The sequence below is a fragment of the Rheinheimera sp. UJ63 genome, from assembly GCF_021568285.1.
In the GTDB taxonomy this organism is placed as follows: domain Bacteria; phylum Pseudomonadota; class Gammaproteobacteria; order Enterobacterales; family Alteromonadaceae; genus Alishewanella; species Alishewanella maricola.
In genome coordinates this window covers 640,001-657,831 of sequence record NZ_JAKGTQ010000002.1, presented here as the reverse complement: position 1 = coordinate 657,831, position 17,831 = coordinate 640,001, and the positions used below count along the sequence as shown (strand labels likewise).

Genomic DNA, 17,831 nt, shown 5'->3' with positions numbered 1-17,831 from the left:
GCACTTGCTAAAACGGTAAGTTAACTGTTTGCAAAGGCAATAACGATGGTTGCGATATCATAACGAGCAGGCAGTATAACGCCACACTGTAAATTTGCACAGTGTAGCGTTGGCGTACATATCAGTATCATTATAAGCAAACTGCGGTGATCAGAAGCCTGTCGCGCTGGCGAAGCGTTAACCCAAATAGCTTAAATTGTCGCGCTAGGCTGTAACAAAACACGAGCAATGGCAAAACCCACCCCGGTTAATAGTAAAGAACCGAAAAGATGGAGGCCTGCAGTGGCAGCAGCGTGTGCCATTTTTTGCTCTAGCAGCATTTCAATCACTTCCGCAGAAAAGGTGGAAAACGTCGTTAAGCCACCTAAAAAGCCGGTGATAATCAATAAACGCCACTCTGGCGCTAAGCTAGAGTGTTGCGCCAACCATGGCACCGCCACCCCGACTAAAAAACCGCCCAGTAAATTGGCAGTCAAGGTACCCAGTGGTAACACATGCCAATGTTGATTCAGCGCTGAGCCAAGTAACCAGCGCAACACCGCGCCGCAGGAAGCGCCAACACTGATGGCGAGAATAGGTAGTAACATTGCGCACTCTTTGCTTGTTATTGGGGTTTGTAAAGCTCACCGCACCCTGCCAACGCTCTGGCAAACTTATCAGCTTTGGTGAAAACTTACTCCGTTAAAAATTGCAGTTGCGCCAATTCTTGATACAGCGCACAACTTTGTAAAAGCTCGTCATGCTTACCGCTGGCAATTATGCGACCTTTATCTAACACTAAAATGCGATCGGCAGTCAGTACCGTGCTCAGTCGATGGGCAATGATCAAGGTGGTGCGACCTTGCATCGCTTGCTCTAACGCTTGCTTAACAGCGTGTTCGCTGCTGGCATCTAAAGCGCTGGTGGCTTCGTCTAATAACAAAATCGGCCGATCCGCTAAAATGGCGCGGGCAATGGCAATACGTTGTTTTTGACCACCTGATAAGCGCACACCGCGCTCACCCAGTTGTGTTTCGTAACCGGCACTAAACTGCTGAATAAATTCATCGGCACGCGCGGCTTGGCAGGCCGCTTTAACGTCAGCCAAGCTGGCCTCTGGCCGACCATAGCGCACGTTTTCGACAACAGAATCGGCAAATATTACGGCATCTTGCGGTACCAGTGCAAATTGTGCGCGTAACTGCTGAGGGTCAAGCTGTGTAATGGCTTGGCCATCTAGTGCTATGCTGCCTGCGGTAACATCATAAAAGCGTTGTAACAATTGAAATAAAGTACTTTTACCGGCGCCACTGGGGCCAACAAGGGCTAAACGCTCACCGGGTTGAATGTGCAGATCCAGTTGTGACAACACGGTTTGTTCAGGGACTTGCGGATAAGCAAAAGCAACCTGCTTAAATTGCAGCTCACCGCGCACCGGAGCGGTAAGCGTTAGCGGTTGCACTGGCGCACTAATCGTCACTGGCATTTCCGCTAATTCAATTAAACGTTCAGCCGCACCTGCGGCACGCTGTACCTCACCAATGACTTCGCTAATCGTCGCCATGCCGCCGGCCACCATTACGGCATAAAACAAGAAGGCAGTTAATTGCCCAGGGCTGACCTTCCCGCTCACCACATCTAAAGCGCCGACATAACCGACAATGGTGATAGCGCCGATACTCAGCAGCATCACCGTACCAATTAACAACGCACGATAAAAAATACGGCCGCGCGCGGCAGCGAGCACCTGCTCGATTTTTGCATTAAACACGGTTTCATCGCGCGCTTCGTGACCATACGCTTGTACGGTATGAATTTCGTGCAGACTTTGATCCACATGAGCACCAATAACGGCTAATTTGTCTTGGCTGTCTCGCGCCAGTTGCCGTACCTTTTTGCCTAACACTAAAATAGGTAACAGCACTAACGGCACCGCGATAAATACCAAGGCTGTTAATTTAAAGCTGGTAAAAGCCATCATAATTAAACCGCCGATAGCCGTCACCGCAGAGCGCAGTGCCATCGAAAGGCTGGATCCGACCACACTTTGTAACAAGGTGGTATCGGCGGTAAAACGGGAAATGACTTCGCCAGTGCGCGTTTCACTGTAAAACGCCGGTGAGAGCCTCAGCATATTGTGATACACCGCATTGCGAATATCGGCACTGACGCGCTCACCCAGCCAGCTCATAAAATAGAAGCGTAAAAATACCGCAACCGAGGCAAGTAAAGTGATGCCAAGCACTAGGGCAGTGAGTTGATTTAAACGCGCTAAATCTCCGGTAACAAAGCCTTCGTCGACCATCAGTCGCACGCCCTGCCCTAAACCCAGCCAGGCTAAAGAACCAATCAACAGAAACACAATGGCTGCGACCACACGGCCGCGATAAGGTAATAAAAAGCGGCCGATCCACGGTAATACAGCACGTGTGGCAACGCCTTTGCTGGCAACAGTCATACATTCCTCGGGTAAGTCAGCAAACAGGCTAGCTTGTAAATGGTGACAACAAACACTGAATACAAGCGCTAATTAAACTTTAACGCTGTTGACTGTGGCATGGCCTTGTACCCACTTACAAATAATAAAATTCAAGTAATTTATTCACTTAGCGTGATAAGTGTTGTCATAGTAACGGATCCCGCTAAACCTTACTCCTGGCTGGCCGATATAGGATTATTGTAGGAAAAAGGATCTGGCATAATGAGCAGCAAACACGATAACAGCAGCATTACTCCCGAGTTTACCGAAGAATTGCGTTATTTACACAAAGTGATGCAAGCAATTGATATTTTGGGCGAGCAACCTGAGCTAGCAGTGGTTGCCTATGGCCGGATCTGGCAATACCCTGATTTATTAAAAACCGCTATACGTTATGCGTGGCTGGCGCAATTACACGGTTTTGATATTGAACCGTTTCGGCGCTGGTATAACCGCGATGCCGAGATATTTACGCATTACGGTGTAGAGTGGCAACCGCATTAAGCTGCCACTTTTAGCCATTTATTTTAACCACCAATTCATTTCCTAATTCAAAAAAGCTATTAGACTGTTCGGAATAAGTCACTTTAAAAAAATTTGTTAGGGGTCTATAGTCAATGCAGTTACAAACGGCTTAGCCGTAAACGTTTTTGCAACGACCTCAACAAGGAGTGATCAATGAGTACGAACAATTCCTCTGGCAAATGCCCTATCGCGCACGGCGCGAACACGGCCAATGCCAACAGCACTATGGCCTGGTGGCCAAACTCCCTTAATTTAGACATCTTGCACCAGCATGATCAGAAAACCAATCCGCTGGGTGCTGATTTTAACTACGCCGAAGCCTTTAAAACTTTAGATTTAGACGCAGTTAAAACCGATCTGAAAGCCTTAATGACCGACAGCCAATCTTGGTGGCCGGCTGACTGGGGTCATTATGGTGGTTTATTTATTCGAATGGCTTGGCACAGTGCCGGTAGCTACCGTATTGCCGATGGTCGTGGCGGTGCCGGAACGGGTAACCAACGCTTTGCGCCACTGAACAGCTGGCCTGATAACGGTAACCTAGACAAAGCTCGTCGCTTACTATGGCCAATTAAAAAGAAATACGGCAATAAACTCTCTTGGGCCGATTTAATGATCTTAGCCGGTAACATGGCTTATGAATCTATGGGTTTTAAAACCTTTGGTTTTGCCGGTGGCCGCGAAGATATTTGGCATCCAGAAAAAGACACCTACTGGGGCTCAGAAAAACAATGGTTAGCCCCATCTGGTAGCCCAGGTACTCGTTACTCTGGTGAGCGAGATTTAGAAAACCCACTCGCTGCAGTGATGATGGGCTTAATTTATGTCAATCCGGAAGGGGTTGATGGCAAATCCGATCCGCTTAAAACCGCACACGACATGCGCGTGACTTTTCAACGCATGGCCATGAATGACGAAGAAACCGTTGCTTTAACGGCAGGTGGCCATACCGTCGGTAAAGCGCATGGTAACAACAAAGAGAGCAATCTAGGCCCGGCGCCAGAAGGCGCGCCGATTGAAGAGCAAGGCTTTGGCTGGGTTAACCACAAAACCCGTGGCATAGGTCGCGATACCATGACCAGTGGTATTGAAGGCGCGTGGACTACCAACCCTACCCAATGGGATAACGGTTACTTTTATTTACTGCTAGAACACGATTGGCAACTGACCAAAAGCCCAGCCGGTGCCAGTCAGTGGGAGCCGGTAAGCATTAAAGAAGAAGATAAGCCGGTTGATGTGGAAGATCCGTCAATTCGTTGTAACCCGATGATGACCGATGCCGATATGGCGCTGAAAATGGACCCAGAGTATCGCAAAATCTCTGAGCGTTTTTATAAAGATCCGGCTTATTTTGATGACGTATTCGCCCGGGCCTGGTTTAAATTAACGCACCGTGATTTAGGCCCTCGTAGCCGTTACCTTGGCCCAGATGTGCCAGCAGAAGAGTTAATTTGGCAAGATCCGATCCCCGCTGCCGATTATCAACTCAGCGATGCTGATGTAACGGCATTAAAAGCAAAAATCTTAGCCAGTGGTTTAACCATTGGTGAGTTAGTGGCAACCGCTTGGGATAGCGCCCGTACATTCCGTGGCTCAGATTATCGTGGTGGTGCTAATGGCGCGCGTATTCGTCTGGCGCCTCAAAAAGATTGGGAAGGTAACGAGCCTGCTCGTTTACAAAAAGTCTTGGCGGTGTTTGATCACATCAAAGCCAGCTTCGGTAAAAACGTCAGTATCGCTGATCTCATTGTGTTAGGGGGTAGCGCCGCAATTGAGCAAGCCGCCAAAGCGGCAGGCGTGAATGTTAGCGTGCCCTTTGCTGCTGGTCGTGGCGACGCGTCACAACAACAAACGGATATCGAAGCGTTTGAGGTGTTAGAACCCTTACATGATGCCTACCGCAACTATCTGAAAAAAGATTATGCGGTACAGCCAGAAGAAATGATGTTAGATAAAACGCAGCTATTAGGCTTAACAGCGCCAGAAATGACCGCGTTAATCGGTGGTATGCGGGTACTTGGCACCAACTATGCTGGCAGCAAACATGGTGTCTTTACCGACCGTGAAGGGGTGTTAAGTAATGATTTCTTTGTTAACTTAACCGACATGCAATACAGCTGGAAACCAACGGGCCGCAATAGCTACAACATTGTTGACCGTGACACCGGCACAGTAAAATGGACAGCGACACGAGTCGATTTAGTCTTCGGTTCAAACTCTATTTTACGTGCTTATGCCGAAGTGTATGCGCAAGACGATAACCAGGAAAAGTTTGTAAAAGACTTTGTTAACGCCTGGGTAAAAGTGATGAATGCCGATCGGTTTGATCTGAAATAATTCGCTTTTAAAAGAATCAAAACAGGCACCCACGCGGTGCCTGTTCTTTTTGTAGACCCTAATACTCAGACATTAAGGCCACAAACCCAACACCAAACCGTACAACAAAAACTGACAGATATGATAGCCACCATCAATTAACCACAAGCGACCACTGCGTTGCACAAACTGATAATTAATGCCAAAACTGGTGGCGACAAAACACACGCCAACTAATAAACCCATGTGCAAGGCCGTGGCCAGATCTGCAGACGACCCCATTAACACTGCAAAGGCATAAGCTGCCAGCAAACTGCAGATAAAACTGATACCAAATACCTTAGCGGGGTGACCCGGTGTTGTCGGTGCGCCACTTTCTTTCAGCCAAGCCTTACCAAACAGTAAGGGGGAATACCACAAGCCACCCAGCACAAAACTACTGATTGCTGCTACCAATACGGCAAGTATACTTACCTCAACCATGTCAATTCTCCATCACCACGGCAACCATACTGGGTATGCCATATTATTATTGTTAATGAATCTCGCTCGCGCACCTGCCGCTACTGCATAACACTTTACCCTAGCTAGGGTTTTGGTCTTTGCTAGGCTTTTTAGCAACGGTTTTTTCAGTATGATTTTGCCAAGGCCAACGCCCTTCCACTTCAACATGCAAGCTCATGGTTAAAAAGGCCCGTATCAGAATAATCAGCCCCAACAAACCCACGTTTTCCAATGTTTCGGCCGCCACCACCGTTCTGACAATATCGCCTGCAATCAAAAACTCTAAGCCCAAAATAATTGAACGCCCCAATTGTCGACGATACGCCAAATAAGCCTGCCCCTCAGCCATCTTTCGAAAATTACGCAGATAACTGACAGATGAAATCACCATACCGGCGACAATCACAAACACCCCCACCGCTTCGATGGCATAACCTACAATCAAGAAAAATTCAGCAAAGTGCATTAAATACATCACCTATAAAGTTAAATTAACGTATTAAATAAGGCCTAACATGGGTAAGTCTTATTTAAAACAGCCCAACTGCCAGCTGTGCCCACACCAAACAAAATAACGCGACACAAAGTAGCAGTAAGCTCAGCCGCGTTATTCTGCCAGTTACTTTGCGCCTAATAACCAAAATAGTAAAACCGAAGACAAACAATAACGCTGCCGCCAGTATAAAGTCAGTGAGGCTCCAATAGACTTCTGCAGTAACTTGCATGGCTAAAAAAGGGAACATTAACAGCACGAAAATACTGAAGAGAAGCACAAGTAAACTATGTTGATCAATCAGTTTTTGCACAACAAACTCCCAATGACGAGATAAAAAAATCCATATCATTTTGCAAGTAGCAACAGCTAACATCGCAGCAGGTACAAAAAAATCGATTTGTAAAAACAATATCTTAAATATAGCTGAATAATCTTCGGCTGTAATAACTGCATGCTCGGTGTAACGAAAACCTTGTTATCAATGCAGTCAAGCACTGACTTAACACAAATACATTAGGGCTTGAATTTTAAATATTCATTTAAAATGAAGAGCTTAAATTTAAGCCAGTTTGGGGATGCCTCAAGATTGTGCTATACTATGTCGCTTGTTTAATAGACCCATCTAAAACAGGCACTTCTTATGATCAAAAAATCACTGTTGGCACTCTTTATTACTGCCGCCTTAACCCCTGCTACCGTTGTTGCTGATGAGCAACAAGATGTCAAAGCCCAACTCGAATTATTAAAAGCACAAATCGCCCGTCTTGAAGCCCGTTTAGCGCAACAAGAAGCGACAACAGCTGACGCTAAAACCGTCACCGTTGTTAAAGAAGTTGAAATAGAGGCCACTGAGCCGGCAGAAGAGAAAGCAGACGGTATTCGCGTGGGGGGTGCTATTCGTACCAACTTTAGTCATACCTCTTATAGCGATGGTAATAAGAACCGTGGCGGTGATTTTGATTTTGATATTTTTCGCTTAAACCTGCATGGCAGCGTTGGCGATGTCACACTGGATGCCGAAATCCGTTTCTTTGATTACATGACAGCCATTAAATACGCCTATGTTGGCTATCAATTATCTGAAAATTGGCAAACTCAAGCCGGTATTATTCAAGTCCCGTTCGGCAACTGGCCTTATAACTCGCATAACTACTTCTTTAGCACCAATTACTACCTAGGTTTAGAAGATGATTTTGACTTAGGGGTCCTGTTTAAGCGACAAATTGCCGACAACTGGCAGTTAGATGTGGGTTTCTTCAAAAATGATGAGCTCGGCGGCGTAGATGGTTATGTCGAAGACCGTGCAGATCGTTATTCTTATGACATCGTGGGTGGCCGTGTGGGCAACGAAGGGATTTATGCCGATCCCAGTTATGCGATTGGCGAATACAACACCTTAAGTGGTCGCTTTGCTTATCACACCGAATTTGCCGGTGTAAAAACCGAACTGGGGATCTCGGCTTTAGCCGGTGGCTTACATGACGGTCGGCAACGTGCGGGTGACTACAATGCCTTTGGTTTACACCTTAACAGCCACTATGGTCGCTGGAACTTGCAATTACAGCACACCGAGTACAACTACAACTTAGATGACACAACACGGATCGCCGTTGGCGCTTATGCCTTCTACGACAGTATTGCCGCTGAAGCCAAATCAATAACAGCCAATATTGCTTACAGCCTGCCCGTGCAATGGGGCCCAGTAACGGGTCTGCAATTTTATAACAACTACGGCTTGGTATACGACAAATCGGACGGTACCGCCGATACCATGATGAATGTCGCCGGTTTCTCTGTTGCTGCAGGCGGTCTCTTCACTTATTTCGATTTAGTGCATGCCCGCAACCAACCCTTTGTTGGCGGCAGTGCTGCAGGTAACAGCGATGATACCGAGCGCCGTTTCAACATCAATATTGGTTATTATTTCTAAGCAAAGGATTTAATGTATGACACAACAAAAAGATCCGATGATCCCCGATGGGGCCGTCAATCCGATTGATACCGATTACCAAATTGGTCAAGACAATGTTGTCGTGAAAATTGGTCCTTTTGGTCTGGATATTCACAACCGCGTTTTTTTAATTTCCGCTTTGGCGATTATTGCTTTTGTCATTTTAACCCTGGTTTTTCGGGAAGAAGCTGGCCCAGCATTTACCACTTTGCGTAATACCTTAACCTCAAACCTCGATTGGTTTTTCCTATCGGCAGCCAATATTTTTGTGTTGATTTGTTTGGCGCTTATTGTTAGCCCCTTGGGGAAAGTCCGTTTAGGCGGTACTGAAGCCACACCTGATTTTAGCTATATGGGTTGGTTTTCCATGCTGTTTGCCGCCGGTATGGGTATTGGCTTAATGTTTTATGGTGTTTCTGAGCCACTAACGCATTTTGGTACAGCAATGCAGGGCACACAATTTACCGACGGTGTACGCACCGACTGGGCGCCGTTAGGCGGTGCCGCGGGTGACAGCGCCGCTGCAGCAGAACTTGCGATGGCAGCAACGATTTTTCACTGGGCGCTGCATCCATGGGCAATTTATGCCATTTTAGCCTTAGGTTTAGCTTTATTTAGTTTTAATAAAGGCTTACCTCTGACCATTCGCTCAGTGTTTTACCCTATCTTAGGGGAACGCGTTTGGGGCTGGCCTGGGCATATTATCGATATCCTCGCGGTGTTTGCTACCCTATTTGGTTTAGCCACCTCGCTGGGTTTTGGTGCATCACAAGCCAGTGCCGGTTTAACCTATTTATTTGATATTCCAGGTGGGACTACTACCCAAGTACTGTTGATTATTGGTATTACCGCAATCGCCTTATTCTCAGTGGTTGCTGGCTTAGAAGCCGGTGTTAAACGACTGTCGGAAATTAATATGGTATTAGCCGCATTACTGCTGCTCTTCGTCATCATTGTTGGCCCGACGTTAGCGATCTTCTCCGGTTTCACCACCAACCTGATTAGCTACCTAGAACATTTACCCGCACTATCTAATCCGATAGGTCGCGAAGATACCAATTATTCACAAGGCTGGACGACCTTTTACTGGGCATGGTGGATCAGCTGGTCACCGTTTGTTGGTATGTTTATCGCACGGGTTTCTCGTGGTCGTAGCGTACGCGAATTTTTAATCTCAGTACTGTTAATCCCGTCATTAGCCTGTGTATTCTGGATGACCGTATTTGGTAGTACCGCCATTAGCCAAGTGGTGCAAGACGGTTATCAGGCGGCAGTAGAAGCGGCTTTGCCACTGCAATTATTCGCCATGCTTGATGCGTTACCGCTAGCGCAAATCAGCTCGTTTATCGCCATTATTTTGGTTGTGGTGTTTTTTGTGACCTCTTCAGATTCAGGCTCACTGGTTATCGATACCATTGCCGCCGGCGGCAAAGTAAATGCGCCAACGGTACAACGTGTGTTCTGGTGTACTTTTGAAGGGTTAGTTGCTGTAGTGCTATTACTGGGTGGTGGCTTAACAGCCTTGCAGGCCATGGCGGTCTCAACCGGCTTGCCGTTTACCTTGGTGCTTTTGGCAGCGTCTATCGCTATTATCAAAGGTTTGATGTCTGAACCCAGACCGGATTAAACGACCCAATGAGCAGCGATCAATTAGAAATTGAACAACTCGAGGTATTAAGTTTCTTGCAACGACACTCGCCATTTCAAGAGCTGTCGTTGCCGGAGCAAACCACTTTGGCACAACAGATTGATGTGGCCTATTATCGCGCCGGTAGCGAGATCCTCACCTACAATGCTCCGTTAGATGCCTTGTATGTGATCCGCTCAGGTGTGGTTGAAACCTTTCGGCGTAATGGCGATTTATATAATCGCCTGGCTGAAGGCGGTTTATTTGGTGAACAAGGCTTGTTGCGTGGTAAAAAAGTGCGCTTCCCTGCCCGTGCGCTGGAAGATACATTAATTTATTTAGTGCCAGCAGTGGCCTTTGAGCAATTGTTCGATAATAACGAATTTTTCGCTGATTATGTCGAAGTCGGTGATGCGATGCGTCGCGCAACGCCTCGCTTAGCCAAAGCGGCGGATCATCAGCTAATGAGTGCCCAGGTCTGCGAGTTAGTTAATCGTGAGCCGGTCATGTTGTCAGCGGATGCCACCGTGTATGAAGCGGCGGCCTTAATGCGCGAAGCGAGCGTCTCGTGTTTATTATTAACCGATCCTGCAAAGCCTGAACATATTTGCGGTTTAATTACCGATCGCGATATTCGTAATCGCTTAGTTGCCGCGGGTTTGCAAAGTGATATTAACGTTCAGCAAATCATGACGCGAGAACTGGTCACTGTTCAAGCCGAGCAGTTTGTATTTGAGGCGATGATGATTATGCTGAGGCATAATTTGCATCATTTACCGGTGTTGCAACAACATAAAGCGCTGGGTGTGATCGCCATTGCCGATATTATTCGACACGAATCAAACAACAGCTTGTATATCGTCAGCAGCATTTATCAGCAGCAAACCGTTGCAGAATTAGCGCAGTTGCGCCCTGCGGTTCAAGCCTGCTTTGTGCGAATGGTCAATGAAGATGCGAATTCACAAATGATTGGCAGCGCCATGGCCACCATTGGCCGTAGTTTTAAACAGCGGCTGTTAGAATTAGCCGAACAACAACTTGGCCCACCACCTATTCCCTATTGCTTTGTCGCTTTAGGCTCAATGGCGCGGGATGAACAACTGATCGTCACCGATCAAGATAACGCACTTATCTTAGATGACCGCTATGTTGCCGAGCAACATGATGCTTATTTTGCAGCTTTGGCCAACTTTGTTTGTCAGGGGTTGGATCAGTGTGGTTATCCTTTATGTAGTGGCAATATTATGGCCACTAATCCTCGTTGGCGGCAGCCCTTAAAAGTGTGGCAACAGTATTTTAGTGACTGGATCTTAAAACCCGCACCCGAAAAACTGCTACACAGTAATATCTTCTTTGATTTAGACGGCGTCTGGGGGGAAAACCAATGGGCCACGCAATTAAATCAACAAATTGCCCAACAAGCGCCTTTACATAAAACCTTTTTGGCCTCAATGGCGCGCAATGCGCTGCTGCGCACGCCGCCACTGGGCTTTTTTCAAGATTTTGTGATGGATGAAGATGGTAAGCATAATAAATCGTTGAATATTAAACGCCGCGGTACCGCGCCGTTAGCCGATTTATTACGAGTGTATGCCTTATCGCTTGGCTTTGATAACCCGAGTAGTTACCAACGTTTAGCACGATTAAGTAAATTGAATATCTTACCCAAAGGTCGGGCTGACGATTTACGGGATGCCTATGAAGTGATTGCGATGACGCGCATTCGCCATCAGGCAGCCATGTTACAACAACAGCAAAACCCCGATAATAATGTCCTGCCTGAACAACTGTCTGAATTTGAGCGTAAGCATTTAAAAGCGGCCTTTCAAGTGCTGGCTAATGCGCAGAAGTTTCTTAAATTTCACTTTCAGGCCTAACCATGTTCTATCTTGGATCAACTCAGCCCAGCCCCACTCGCCTAAATTGGCAGCAACGTTTTAGAGAATTGGCCCAAAGTAGCCGGCATTTATTATTGCGCCAATATTATCAACAAGGTTTAGTCAGCCCCGATACGCCGGTGAGCGAAACACCCATCATGGCATTAGATCTGGAAACCACCGGTTTAGATCCCAGCCAGCATGGTATTGTAAGTATTGGCTTAGTGCCGGTGCAGGGGCAGCGTATTTTAAATTCAGCGGCACAGCAATGGCTGGTAAAACCGCGTTTTGAGCTAACTAATAGCTCAGTACGCGTTCATCGCATTACCGACAGTGCCCTACAAACGGCACCCGATCTGATTGAGATATTACCCGAGTTTTTAGCGGCCATTGCCGGCAAAATTTTATTAGTGCATTGTGCCGATATTGAGCGGCGCTTTTTAACCGCCGCTTTGCAGGTTCGCTTAGGTGAGCCATTACAGTTCCCGGTGATTGATACGATGGCCTTAGAAGCCAAAGTACATCGCGCTAAACCGTTGAGCTTATGGCAGCAATTTCGTAAAACGCCCCGCACTTCAATCCGCTTATCGGCCAGTCGGCAACGCTACGGCTTACCGCCCTATTTACCGCATCATGCCGTCACCGATGCTTTAGCCTGCGCTGAATTATTTCAAGCTCAACTCGCCACCCGCTACACCCCAAACACACCGATTGCCGACTTGTGGAGCTAAAGGCCACTCATTATTAATGCGATTTTAAAAAAATTAAATTAACACGCCTGCCAATAAACCTAACAAACCACCGAAAACACCGCCCCACACCACTAACCAACCGAGATGCTCGCGGATCATTTGTTGGATAATGTCTTTTACTAATGCCGGGGTTAACTCATCTAAGCGCTGTTGCACAATGTGCTCAACTTGTTCGGCCAGTTGATGCAACTGATCGGCCTGTAATAACTGGGCTTGCACTTGCTGATGAAACTCTGGAGTTTGCGTGATATCAATTAACGATTGCTTCAGCTTCGTTAAAAATGGCTCTTGTAATGGTTGCAACACCGCACTGCCACCAAACATTGCCAACATGCCGCCTAATGAAGATTGCTCCACCACCTTTAACAAACCGGTAAAGGTAGCCGATAAATCAGTTTGCTCAATAATGGGGGCAAAATCAAAAGCCTGCTGCTGCTCTTTTGCGGTTAAAAAACGCTGCATATGTTCACGGCTAAAAAACTGTGTCATGACTAACTGGCGAATACCCGTTTTAAACTCATTAAAACGCAATGGGATCACGCCCGATCCATATAAAAACGGCACGCGCTCAAACAGCATATGAATGGCCAAGGTATTGGTAATGGCGCCAGCCAACGCAAATAACCCCATATTGAGTAACAAGGCATGGTCGAGCAACCAACCGATCAACACCAAGACACAGGCTAAAAAATTGGTTAAAAAGTTTTTGTTTAACACGGTGTAACGCTTCCTTTATTAACAACTTACGCGATCGGCAATTGTAAGCGTCGCGTGGCAAATCAGCAATCCTTTAAATTATTCGCCGCTAAGCTAAGCTAGTTTTCAAGCAGCGAGTCAGCTTATACTGCACACCATATTGGTAAACACAGAGACGTTATGGCCGTATTACAACGTATTGCGCTAGTGCAAGGACGCTTACGCAAAACAGAACAAGCAATTGCCGATTTTGTGATGGCAAATCCGCAACTTATTCGTCAATTATCCTCGCAAGAATTAGCACAACAAGTGGGGGTCAGCCAGGCCACCGTAGTACGTTTTAGCCAAAAACTCGGTTATAAAGGCTATCCCGATTTTAAGTTTGCTGTTAATGATACCGTGCTTAACTTTCCTGAGCCGCAAGATGATAAATTACACGGTGATATTGCTTTAGATGACTCCTATTCAGAGATGGCCCGCAAGTTATTAGCCGGTAAAATTGCGGTGTTAACCCACACACTCAGCGCAAATGAACAACAACTGATGGAACAGGTATGCCGTATCTTATTGCAAGCGCGGCGTATCATGCTGACCGGTAAAGGCGCATCCTTTTTAGTGGCACAAGATTTTTGTCTTAAGCTGCGTAAATTAGGCATGAACGCGACGGCAGAGAGTGATAACCATATACAGTTATCTGAGTTAGCCCATTTTGGCAGTAAGGATGTGCTGTTTATGCTCAGTGAATCGGGCGAAACGCCAGAAATGGTGGCGATTGCCCACTATGCGCGCAGTCATAAATTAAAGCTCCTCAGCTTAACCGGCTTTGCGCCCAACACCATTGCCAAATTATCGGCCGTTAACCTGAAAACCATGGCCAACGAAAGCGCGGTGCGTCTGTCGTCAATCTTGTCACGTAACGCCCAAGAGTTAGTGATCGATTTGCTGTTTATTTTACTGACGCAATCTTCTGCTAAAGGCCGAAAAATGCTCGCAGCATCCAATGCAGCGGTCAGTCGCTATCGCGATCCCAATGCCAGTAATAAAGTCTAAGCACTTTCACAGCCGCTACTCGCGGTAGCCCCTGCTGCCGGCGAGCGTTGTGTCTAGCGTAATACCCGAGTAAACTACTCAACCATTAGTCGCACACGCTGCTTCGCGGCGTGCTCAACAGTGAGTCGTTTATGTCGTCATTTCAGCCTGAACACAGTTATCGCCAGTTACCGCCTATCTGTTATGCAGATTGCCAGCCGACACCGGTAAAAGCGCCACAATTTATCGCCTTTAATCAAGCATTAGCTGCAGAGCTAGCCTTACCTGAAGCATATTGGCACAGCACCGCGGGCTTGGATCTGTTCAGTGGTAACCAACTGCCCGCATGGACAGCGCCTTTAGCGCAAGCTTATGCTGGTCATCAATTTGCCCATTATGTGCCTCGACTTGGTGATGGCCGTGCCATTTTATTGGCTGAAGTACGAGACAGCCAAGGCAAACGGCTTGATTTACAATTAAAAGGCGCGGGGCAAACCCCCTACTCGCGTCGCGGTGATGGTCGCTCCCCCATTGGCCCCGTGATCCGCGAATACCTGATCAGCGAAGCCATGCATGCATTAGGTGTTCCGACTACACGCGCCCTTGCTGCAGTCAGTACCGGTGAGGTGGTTTTTCGAGATGAAGGTTTAGCGGGCGCTATTTTAACTCGAGTGGCCAGTAGCCATATTCGTATCGGTACCCTGCAATTTGCTGCAAGCCAAAGCGATAGCTCAGTGGTAAAAGCCTTAGCCGATTATGTGATTGCACGCCATTACCCAACATTAACTCACACAGAAAACCCTTATCGTGGTTTGTTACACGCCGTGATTGCTGGCCAAGCGGCCTTGGTGGCGCAGTGGATGAGCTTAGGTTTTATTCATGGGGTGATGAATACTGACAATATGCTGTTGTCGGCTGAAACTATCGATTACGGCCCTTGCGCTTTTATGGAAGCCTACAACGCGCAGCAAGTGTTTAGTTATATTGACCAACAAGGTCGCTATGCTTATAAAAATCAGCCTGCAGTGGCGCAGTGGAACCTTGCTCGTCTGGCCGAAGCACTGCTTGGCCTACTGGCGCCGGATCAAGCCGCGGCCATTGAGTTAGCCATGGCCGAGTTAAATCAATTTCCTGATATTTACCAACAACAATGGCTCAGCCGTTTTGCTGCTAAACTGGGTATTGCCCACCCGGTTGCGGAGGATCGTTCGTTAATTGAAGATTTTCTAAACTTATTACAAGATGCTGCGGCTGATTTTACCTTGTCTTTTCGGGATTTATTAAACGCTGATACACCTTACTTACAGCAAAAGATCGCTTTAGCGCCCTTACAACAATGGCTAGCTCGCTGGCAACAGCGTTTAGCAAGTCAGCAGGTTGCTGCTCATGCCATTATGGCCAAAGCAAACCCCGTACTGATCCCACGTAATCATCTTATTCAACAAGTGATTGATGAGATTAGTGATACCGGTGATTTAACCTTGTTTAATACCCTGCATAAGCTGTGGCAAGATCCTTTTAGCGCTACGCCAGAAAATGCGCCTTATCAACAACCGGCGAGCGCCGCGCAATGTGTTAAACAAACCTTTTGTGGCACCTAACTCGAATAGCGCGGGTTTAGCTCGGCACTACACCCGCAGCACGTTAAAGTTTTAAGCTAACCAGCTTTGATAAAGCGGAATACCGACGAGGATATTAAACGGAAAGGTAATGCCCAACGAGGCAAGTAACGCAAGGCCTATATCGGCTTGCGGAATAGCCGCACGAATAGCCGCGGGTGCGGCAATGTAAGACGCACTGGCCATTAAGGTCGCTAACACCAACGCACTGCCTGCGGGTAAACTGAGCAAGGCCGCTAACAGTAAACCAAAGCTGGCTAACACCATGGGCGTAACGATTGCGAAGATCATTAAGCGCCATTGCCGCCATGGCAGAGGTTGAAATACTTTAGCGGTACATAAGCCCATTTCAAGTAAGAATAACGCAAGTAAGGTTTTAAAACCGCCTACCAAGACGACTGAAATATCCGCCAAACCTGACTGACCATATAAGGCACCAATCACCAAGCCACCGGTGAGCAAAAGTACGCCACGACTGGTTAACGCTTCATGCAAAATCGCTAAACCGCTGGCTTTGCTACCATTAAGATAACGGTACAACCACAGCATCATCACAATCGCTGGCAACTCTAATAACACCAAATACAAGGTTGTTTGTGGAGACATCGCTAAGCCACTGGCGCTGACCACCGCGAGCACCACCGCAAAAGTACCAGCACTGACTGAGCCATAATGCGCCGCAATACTGGCTGCATCCGCGCTTTCTAATTTTACTAACTTACGTAACACCGGATAGAGCACCAAGGGCAACACGGCACCGGCTAAAATAATGCTGCCTAATTCAGGCAGTAATGGCAGTAGTGGTACGCCATGTAATGCCATGCCACCTTTTAAACCAATGGTCAGCATTAATAAAATCGATAAGGTTTCATAAATCGGCACGGGTACTTTTAAATCAGACTTAACCAAGCCTGCAATCAGACCCAACGCAAAAAACATGATGACGATATCTGGCATTTTTAGCTCCTTTCATTTTGGGCGCTATCTTGCCTAAGCCTAGCTTTTTATGCTAATTAATAATAAAGCAAATCAATATAGATAATTATCTATGGATCAGCGTTTACTCACCTTTCGTTTATTACAGGTTTTTCGCCAAGTGGTGCAGCATGGCAGCATAACCGCGGCTTCACGAGCGCTGCATCTGACACAGCCCACCGTATCGTTGCAACTTAAAAAACTCAGCGATGCGGTCGGTACGCCGCTGGTCGATTATCAACAACAAAAGTTACAGCTCACCGCCGCAGGTGAGTTACTGTACCAAGCGGCTCAGGATATTGATGAACGGCTATCAGAACTCCGTTTTCAATTAAGCCAACAACAAAGTGGTAGTATCGGTAGTATCTCACTGGCGGTAGTGAACACCGCCCAATATTTATTACCCGAGCTATTAGCGGCGTTTTATCAAGATTATCCGGCAGTTCAAGTGACCTTGCATATTGGTAACCGTGCACGCATCTTAGAGCGGTTTGAACAACAACAAGATCACCTCTATTTATTTAGCCACCCACCCAGTGGCGACCATGTGCATGCTAAACCTGTTGTGCGAAACCCCTTGTATTTAGTGGCGCCCTTAACACATTGGGCAGCTAAACAAAGCAAACTGAGTTTTAAACAATTAAAAACAGAACGCTTCTTGTTACGTGAGCCGGGCTCTGCCACACGGATGATTTTTGATACTTGGCTAAGTAGCCAAGCGATTGAATTAGCGCACAGTATGCAGATAGAAACCAACGAGGCGATCCGCTTAAGTGTCAGTGCCGGTTTAGGCTTAGCCGTATTGTCCGCACATACATTGCAGTTGCCCCATGATCGGTTAGTTATTTTACCGGTACAAGGCTTTCCATTGAGTAGCCATTGGTATTTAGTACGCCATACCAACAAACGCTTACCGCCAGCCGCGGTGCGTTTACAACAGTTTATAGAGCAAAGCCTGGCCAAATGGCACGATCCGCTTGGGGTTTAAACCAAGCTAAACGACAGC

16 protein-coding genes are annotated in these 17,831 nt (G+C 47.0%); 9 read left to right on the top strand and 7 right to left on the bottom strand.

Annotated elements, in window-relative coordinates:
- Positions 1–191 precede the first annotated feature (191 nt).
- A complete protein-coding gene (gene crcB / locus L1N97_RS09105) occupies positions 192–587 on the bottom strand; it encodes a fluoride efflux transporter CrcB (RefSeq protein WP_236129562.1) in 396 nt (131 codons plus the stop codon).
- A gap of 86 nt (positions 588–673) precedes the next feature.
- Positions 674–2,437, bottom strand: coding sequence for an ABC transporter transmembrane domain-containing protein (locus L1N97_RS09100; RefSeq protein ID WP_236129561.1), 1,764 nt, complete (start codon positions 2,435–2,437; stop codon positions 674–676).
- 243 nt (positions 2,438–2,680) lie between these two features.
- Here L1N97_RS09100 and L1N97_RS09095 point away from each other — a divergent pair, with 243 nt between their 5' ends.
- Positions 2,681–2,962 (top strand): hypothetical protein, encoded by a 282-nt coding sequence (locus L1N97_RS09095; RefSeq protein ID WP_226752099.1) that lies wholly within the window; start codon positions 2,681–2,683, stop codon positions 2,960–2,962.
- A gap of 174 nt (positions 2,963–3,136) precedes the next feature.
- Positions 3,137–5,320: a catalase/peroxidase HPI gene (gene katG / locus L1N97_RS09090; protein ID WP_236129560.1), complete on the top strand. Its 2,184-nt coding sequence runs from the start codon at positions 3,137–3,139 to the stop codon at positions 5,318–5,320.
- A gap of 72 nt (positions 5,321–5,392) precedes the next feature.
- Here katG and L1N97_RS09085 read toward each other — a convergent pair whose 3' ends face one another.
- The 3 genes from L1N97_RS09085 to L1N97_RS09075 form a co-directional block, all read right to left on the bottom strand.
- Positions 5,393–5,782, bottom strand: a complete 390-nt coding sequence (locus L1N97_RS09085; RefSeq protein ID WP_236129559.1) for a DUF1761 domain-containing protein — start codon at positions 5,780–5,782, stop codon at positions 5,393–5,395.
- Positions 5,783–5,882: 100 nt separating this feature from the next.
- Positions 5,883–6,269 carry a DUF1622 domain-containing protein gene (locus tag L1N97_RS09080; protein WP_236129558.1) on the bottom strand — a complete coding sequence of 129 codons (387 nt, stop codon included), beginning with the start codon at positions 6,267–6,269 and terminating at the stop codon, positions 5,883–5,885.
- A gap of 64 nt (positions 6,270–6,333) precedes the next feature.
- On the bottom strand, positions 6,334–6,609 hold the full coding sequence (locus L1N97_RS09075) for a hypothetical protein (protein WP_236129557.1): 276 nt from the start codon (positions 6,607–6,609) through the stop codon (positions 6,334–6,336).
- Between the two features lie 330 nt (positions 6,610–6,939).
- Between L1N97_RS09075 and L1N97_RS09070 the strand changes: the two genes are divergently transcribed.
- The 4 genes from L1N97_RS09070 to L1N97_RS09055 are packed head-to-tail and all read left to right on the top strand — an operon-like array spanning position 6,940 to position 12,485.
- The gene (locus L1N97_RS09070; protein ID WP_236129556.1) at positions 6,940–8,229 is read left to right on the top strand and encodes a carbohydrate porin; all 1,290 of its coding nucleotides are present in this window, start codon (positions 6,940–6,942) and stop codon (positions 8,227–8,229) included.
- A gap of 16 nt (positions 8,230–8,245) precedes the next feature.
- Positions 8,246–9,877: a BCCT family transporter gene (locus tag L1N97_RS09065; protein ID WP_236129555.1), complete on the top strand. Its 1,632-nt coding sequence runs from the start codon at positions 8,246–8,248 to the stop codon at positions 9,875–9,877.
- A gap of 8 nt (positions 9,878–9,885) precedes the next feature.
- Positions 9,886–11,754 carry a DUF294 nucleotidyltransferase-like domain-containing protein gene (locus tag L1N97_RS09060; protein WP_229585741.1) on the top strand — a complete coding sequence of 623 codons (1,869 nt, stop codon included), beginning with the start codon at positions 9,886–9,888 and terminating at the stop codon, positions 11,752–11,754.
- A 2-nt stretch (positions 11,755–11,756) separates the two neighbouring features.
- Positions 11,757–12,485 carry a 3'-5' exonuclease gene (locus L1N97_RS09055; protein ID WP_236129554.1) on the top strand — a complete coding sequence of 243 codons (729 nt, stop codon included), beginning with the start codon at positions 11,757–11,759 and terminating at the stop codon, positions 12,483–12,485.
- Between the two features lie 33 nt (positions 12,486–12,518).
- Here L1N97_RS09055 and L1N97_RS09050 read toward each other — a convergent pair whose 3' ends face one another.
- Positions 12,519–13,223: a DUF445 family protein gene (locus L1N97_RS09050; RefSeq protein ID WP_236129553.1), complete on the bottom strand. Its 705-nt coding sequence runs from the start codon at positions 13,221–13,223 to the stop codon at positions 12,519–12,521.
- Between the two features lie 159 nt (positions 13,224–13,382).
- Here L1N97_RS09050 and L1N97_RS09045 point away from each other — a divergent pair, with 159 nt between their 5' ends.
- Both L1N97_RS09045 and L1N97_RS09040 read left to right on the top strand, forming a co-directional pair.
- Positions 13,383–14,252, top strand: a complete 870-nt coding sequence (locus L1N97_RS09045; RefSeq protein WP_236129552.1) for a MurR/RpiR family transcriptional regulator — start codon at positions 13,383–13,385, stop codon at positions 14,250–14,252.
- Between the two features lie 131 nt (positions 14,253–14,383).
- Positions 14,384–15,832: a protein adenylyltransferase SelO gene (locus L1N97_RS09040; protein WP_236129551.1), complete on the top strand. Its 1,449-nt coding sequence runs from the start codon at positions 14,384–14,386 to the stop codon at positions 15,830–15,832.
- Between the two features lie 51 nt (positions 15,833–15,883).
- Here the strand turns inward: L1N97_RS09040 and L1N97_RS09035 are convergent, their stop codons facing one another.
- Positions 15,884–16,807, bottom strand: coding sequence for a sodium-dependent bicarbonate transport family permease (locus tag L1N97_RS09035; protein ID WP_226752113.1), 924 nt, complete (start codon positions 16,805–16,807; stop codon positions 15,884–15,886).
- Between the two features lie 91 nt (positions 16,808–16,898).
- Between L1N97_RS09035 and L1N97_RS09030 the strand changes: the two genes are divergently transcribed.
- Complete coding sequence (locus L1N97_RS09030; protein ID WP_236129550.1) at positions 16,899–17,813, top strand: LysR family transcriptional regulator; 915 nt, start codon at positions 16,899–16,901, stop codon at positions 17,811–17,813.
- The last annotated feature ends 18 nt before the right edge of the window (positions 17,814–17,831 follow it).

Coding starts and splice junctions, on each gene's coding strand:
- crcB (WP_236129562.1), bottom strand. CDS start 587: ATGTTACTACCTATTCTCGCCATCAGTGTTGGCGCTTCCTGCGGCGCG.
- L1N97_RS09100 (WP_236129561.1), bottom strand. CDS start 2,437: ATGACTGTTGCCAGCAAAGGCGTTGCCACACGTGCTGTATTACCGTGG.
- L1N97_RS09095 (WP_226752099.1), top strand. CDS start 2,681: ATGAGCAGCAAACACGATAACAGCAGCATTACTCCCGAGTTTACCGAA.
- katG (WP_236129560.1), top strand. CDS start 3,137: ATGAGTACGAACAATTCCTCTGGCAAATGCCCTATCGCGCACGGCGCG.
- L1N97_RS09085 (WP_236129559.1), bottom strand. CDS start 5,782: ATGGTTGAGGTAAGTATACTTGCCGTATTGGTAGCAGCAATCAGTAGT.
- L1N97_RS09080 (WP_236129558.1), bottom strand. CDS start 6,269: ATGCACTTTGCTGAATTTTTCTTGATTGTAGGTTATGCCATCGAAGCG.
- L1N97_RS09070 (WP_236129556.1), top strand. CDS start 6,940: ATGATCAAAAAATCACTGTTGGCACTCTTTATTACTGCCGCCTTAACC.
- L1N97_RS09065 (WP_236129555.1), top strand. CDS start 8,246: ATGACACAACAAAAAGATCCGATGATCCCCGATGGGGCCGTCAATCCG.
- L1N97_RS09060 (WP_229585741.1), top strand. CDS start 9,886: ATGAGCAGCGATCAATTAGAAATTGAACAACTCGAGGTATTAAGTTTC.
- L1N97_RS09055 (WP_236129554.1), top strand. CDS start 11,757: ATGTTCTATCTTGGATCAACTCAGCCCAGCCCCACTCGCCTAAATTGG.
- L1N97_RS09045 (WP_236129552.1), top strand. CDS start 13,383: ATGGCCGTATTACAACGTATTGCGCTAGTGCAAGGACGCTTACGCAAA.
- L1N97_RS09040 (WP_236129551.1), top strand. CDS start 14,384: ATGTCGTCATTTCAGCCTGAACACAGTTATCGCCAGTTACCGCCTATC.
- L1N97_RS09035 (WP_226752113.1), bottom strand. CDS start 16,807: ATGCCAGATATCGTCATCATGTTTTTTGCGTTGGGTCTGATTGCAGGC.
- L1N97_RS09030 (WP_236129550.1), top strand. CDS start 16,899: ATGGATCAGCGTTTACTCACCTTTCGTTTATTACAGGTTTTTCGCCAA.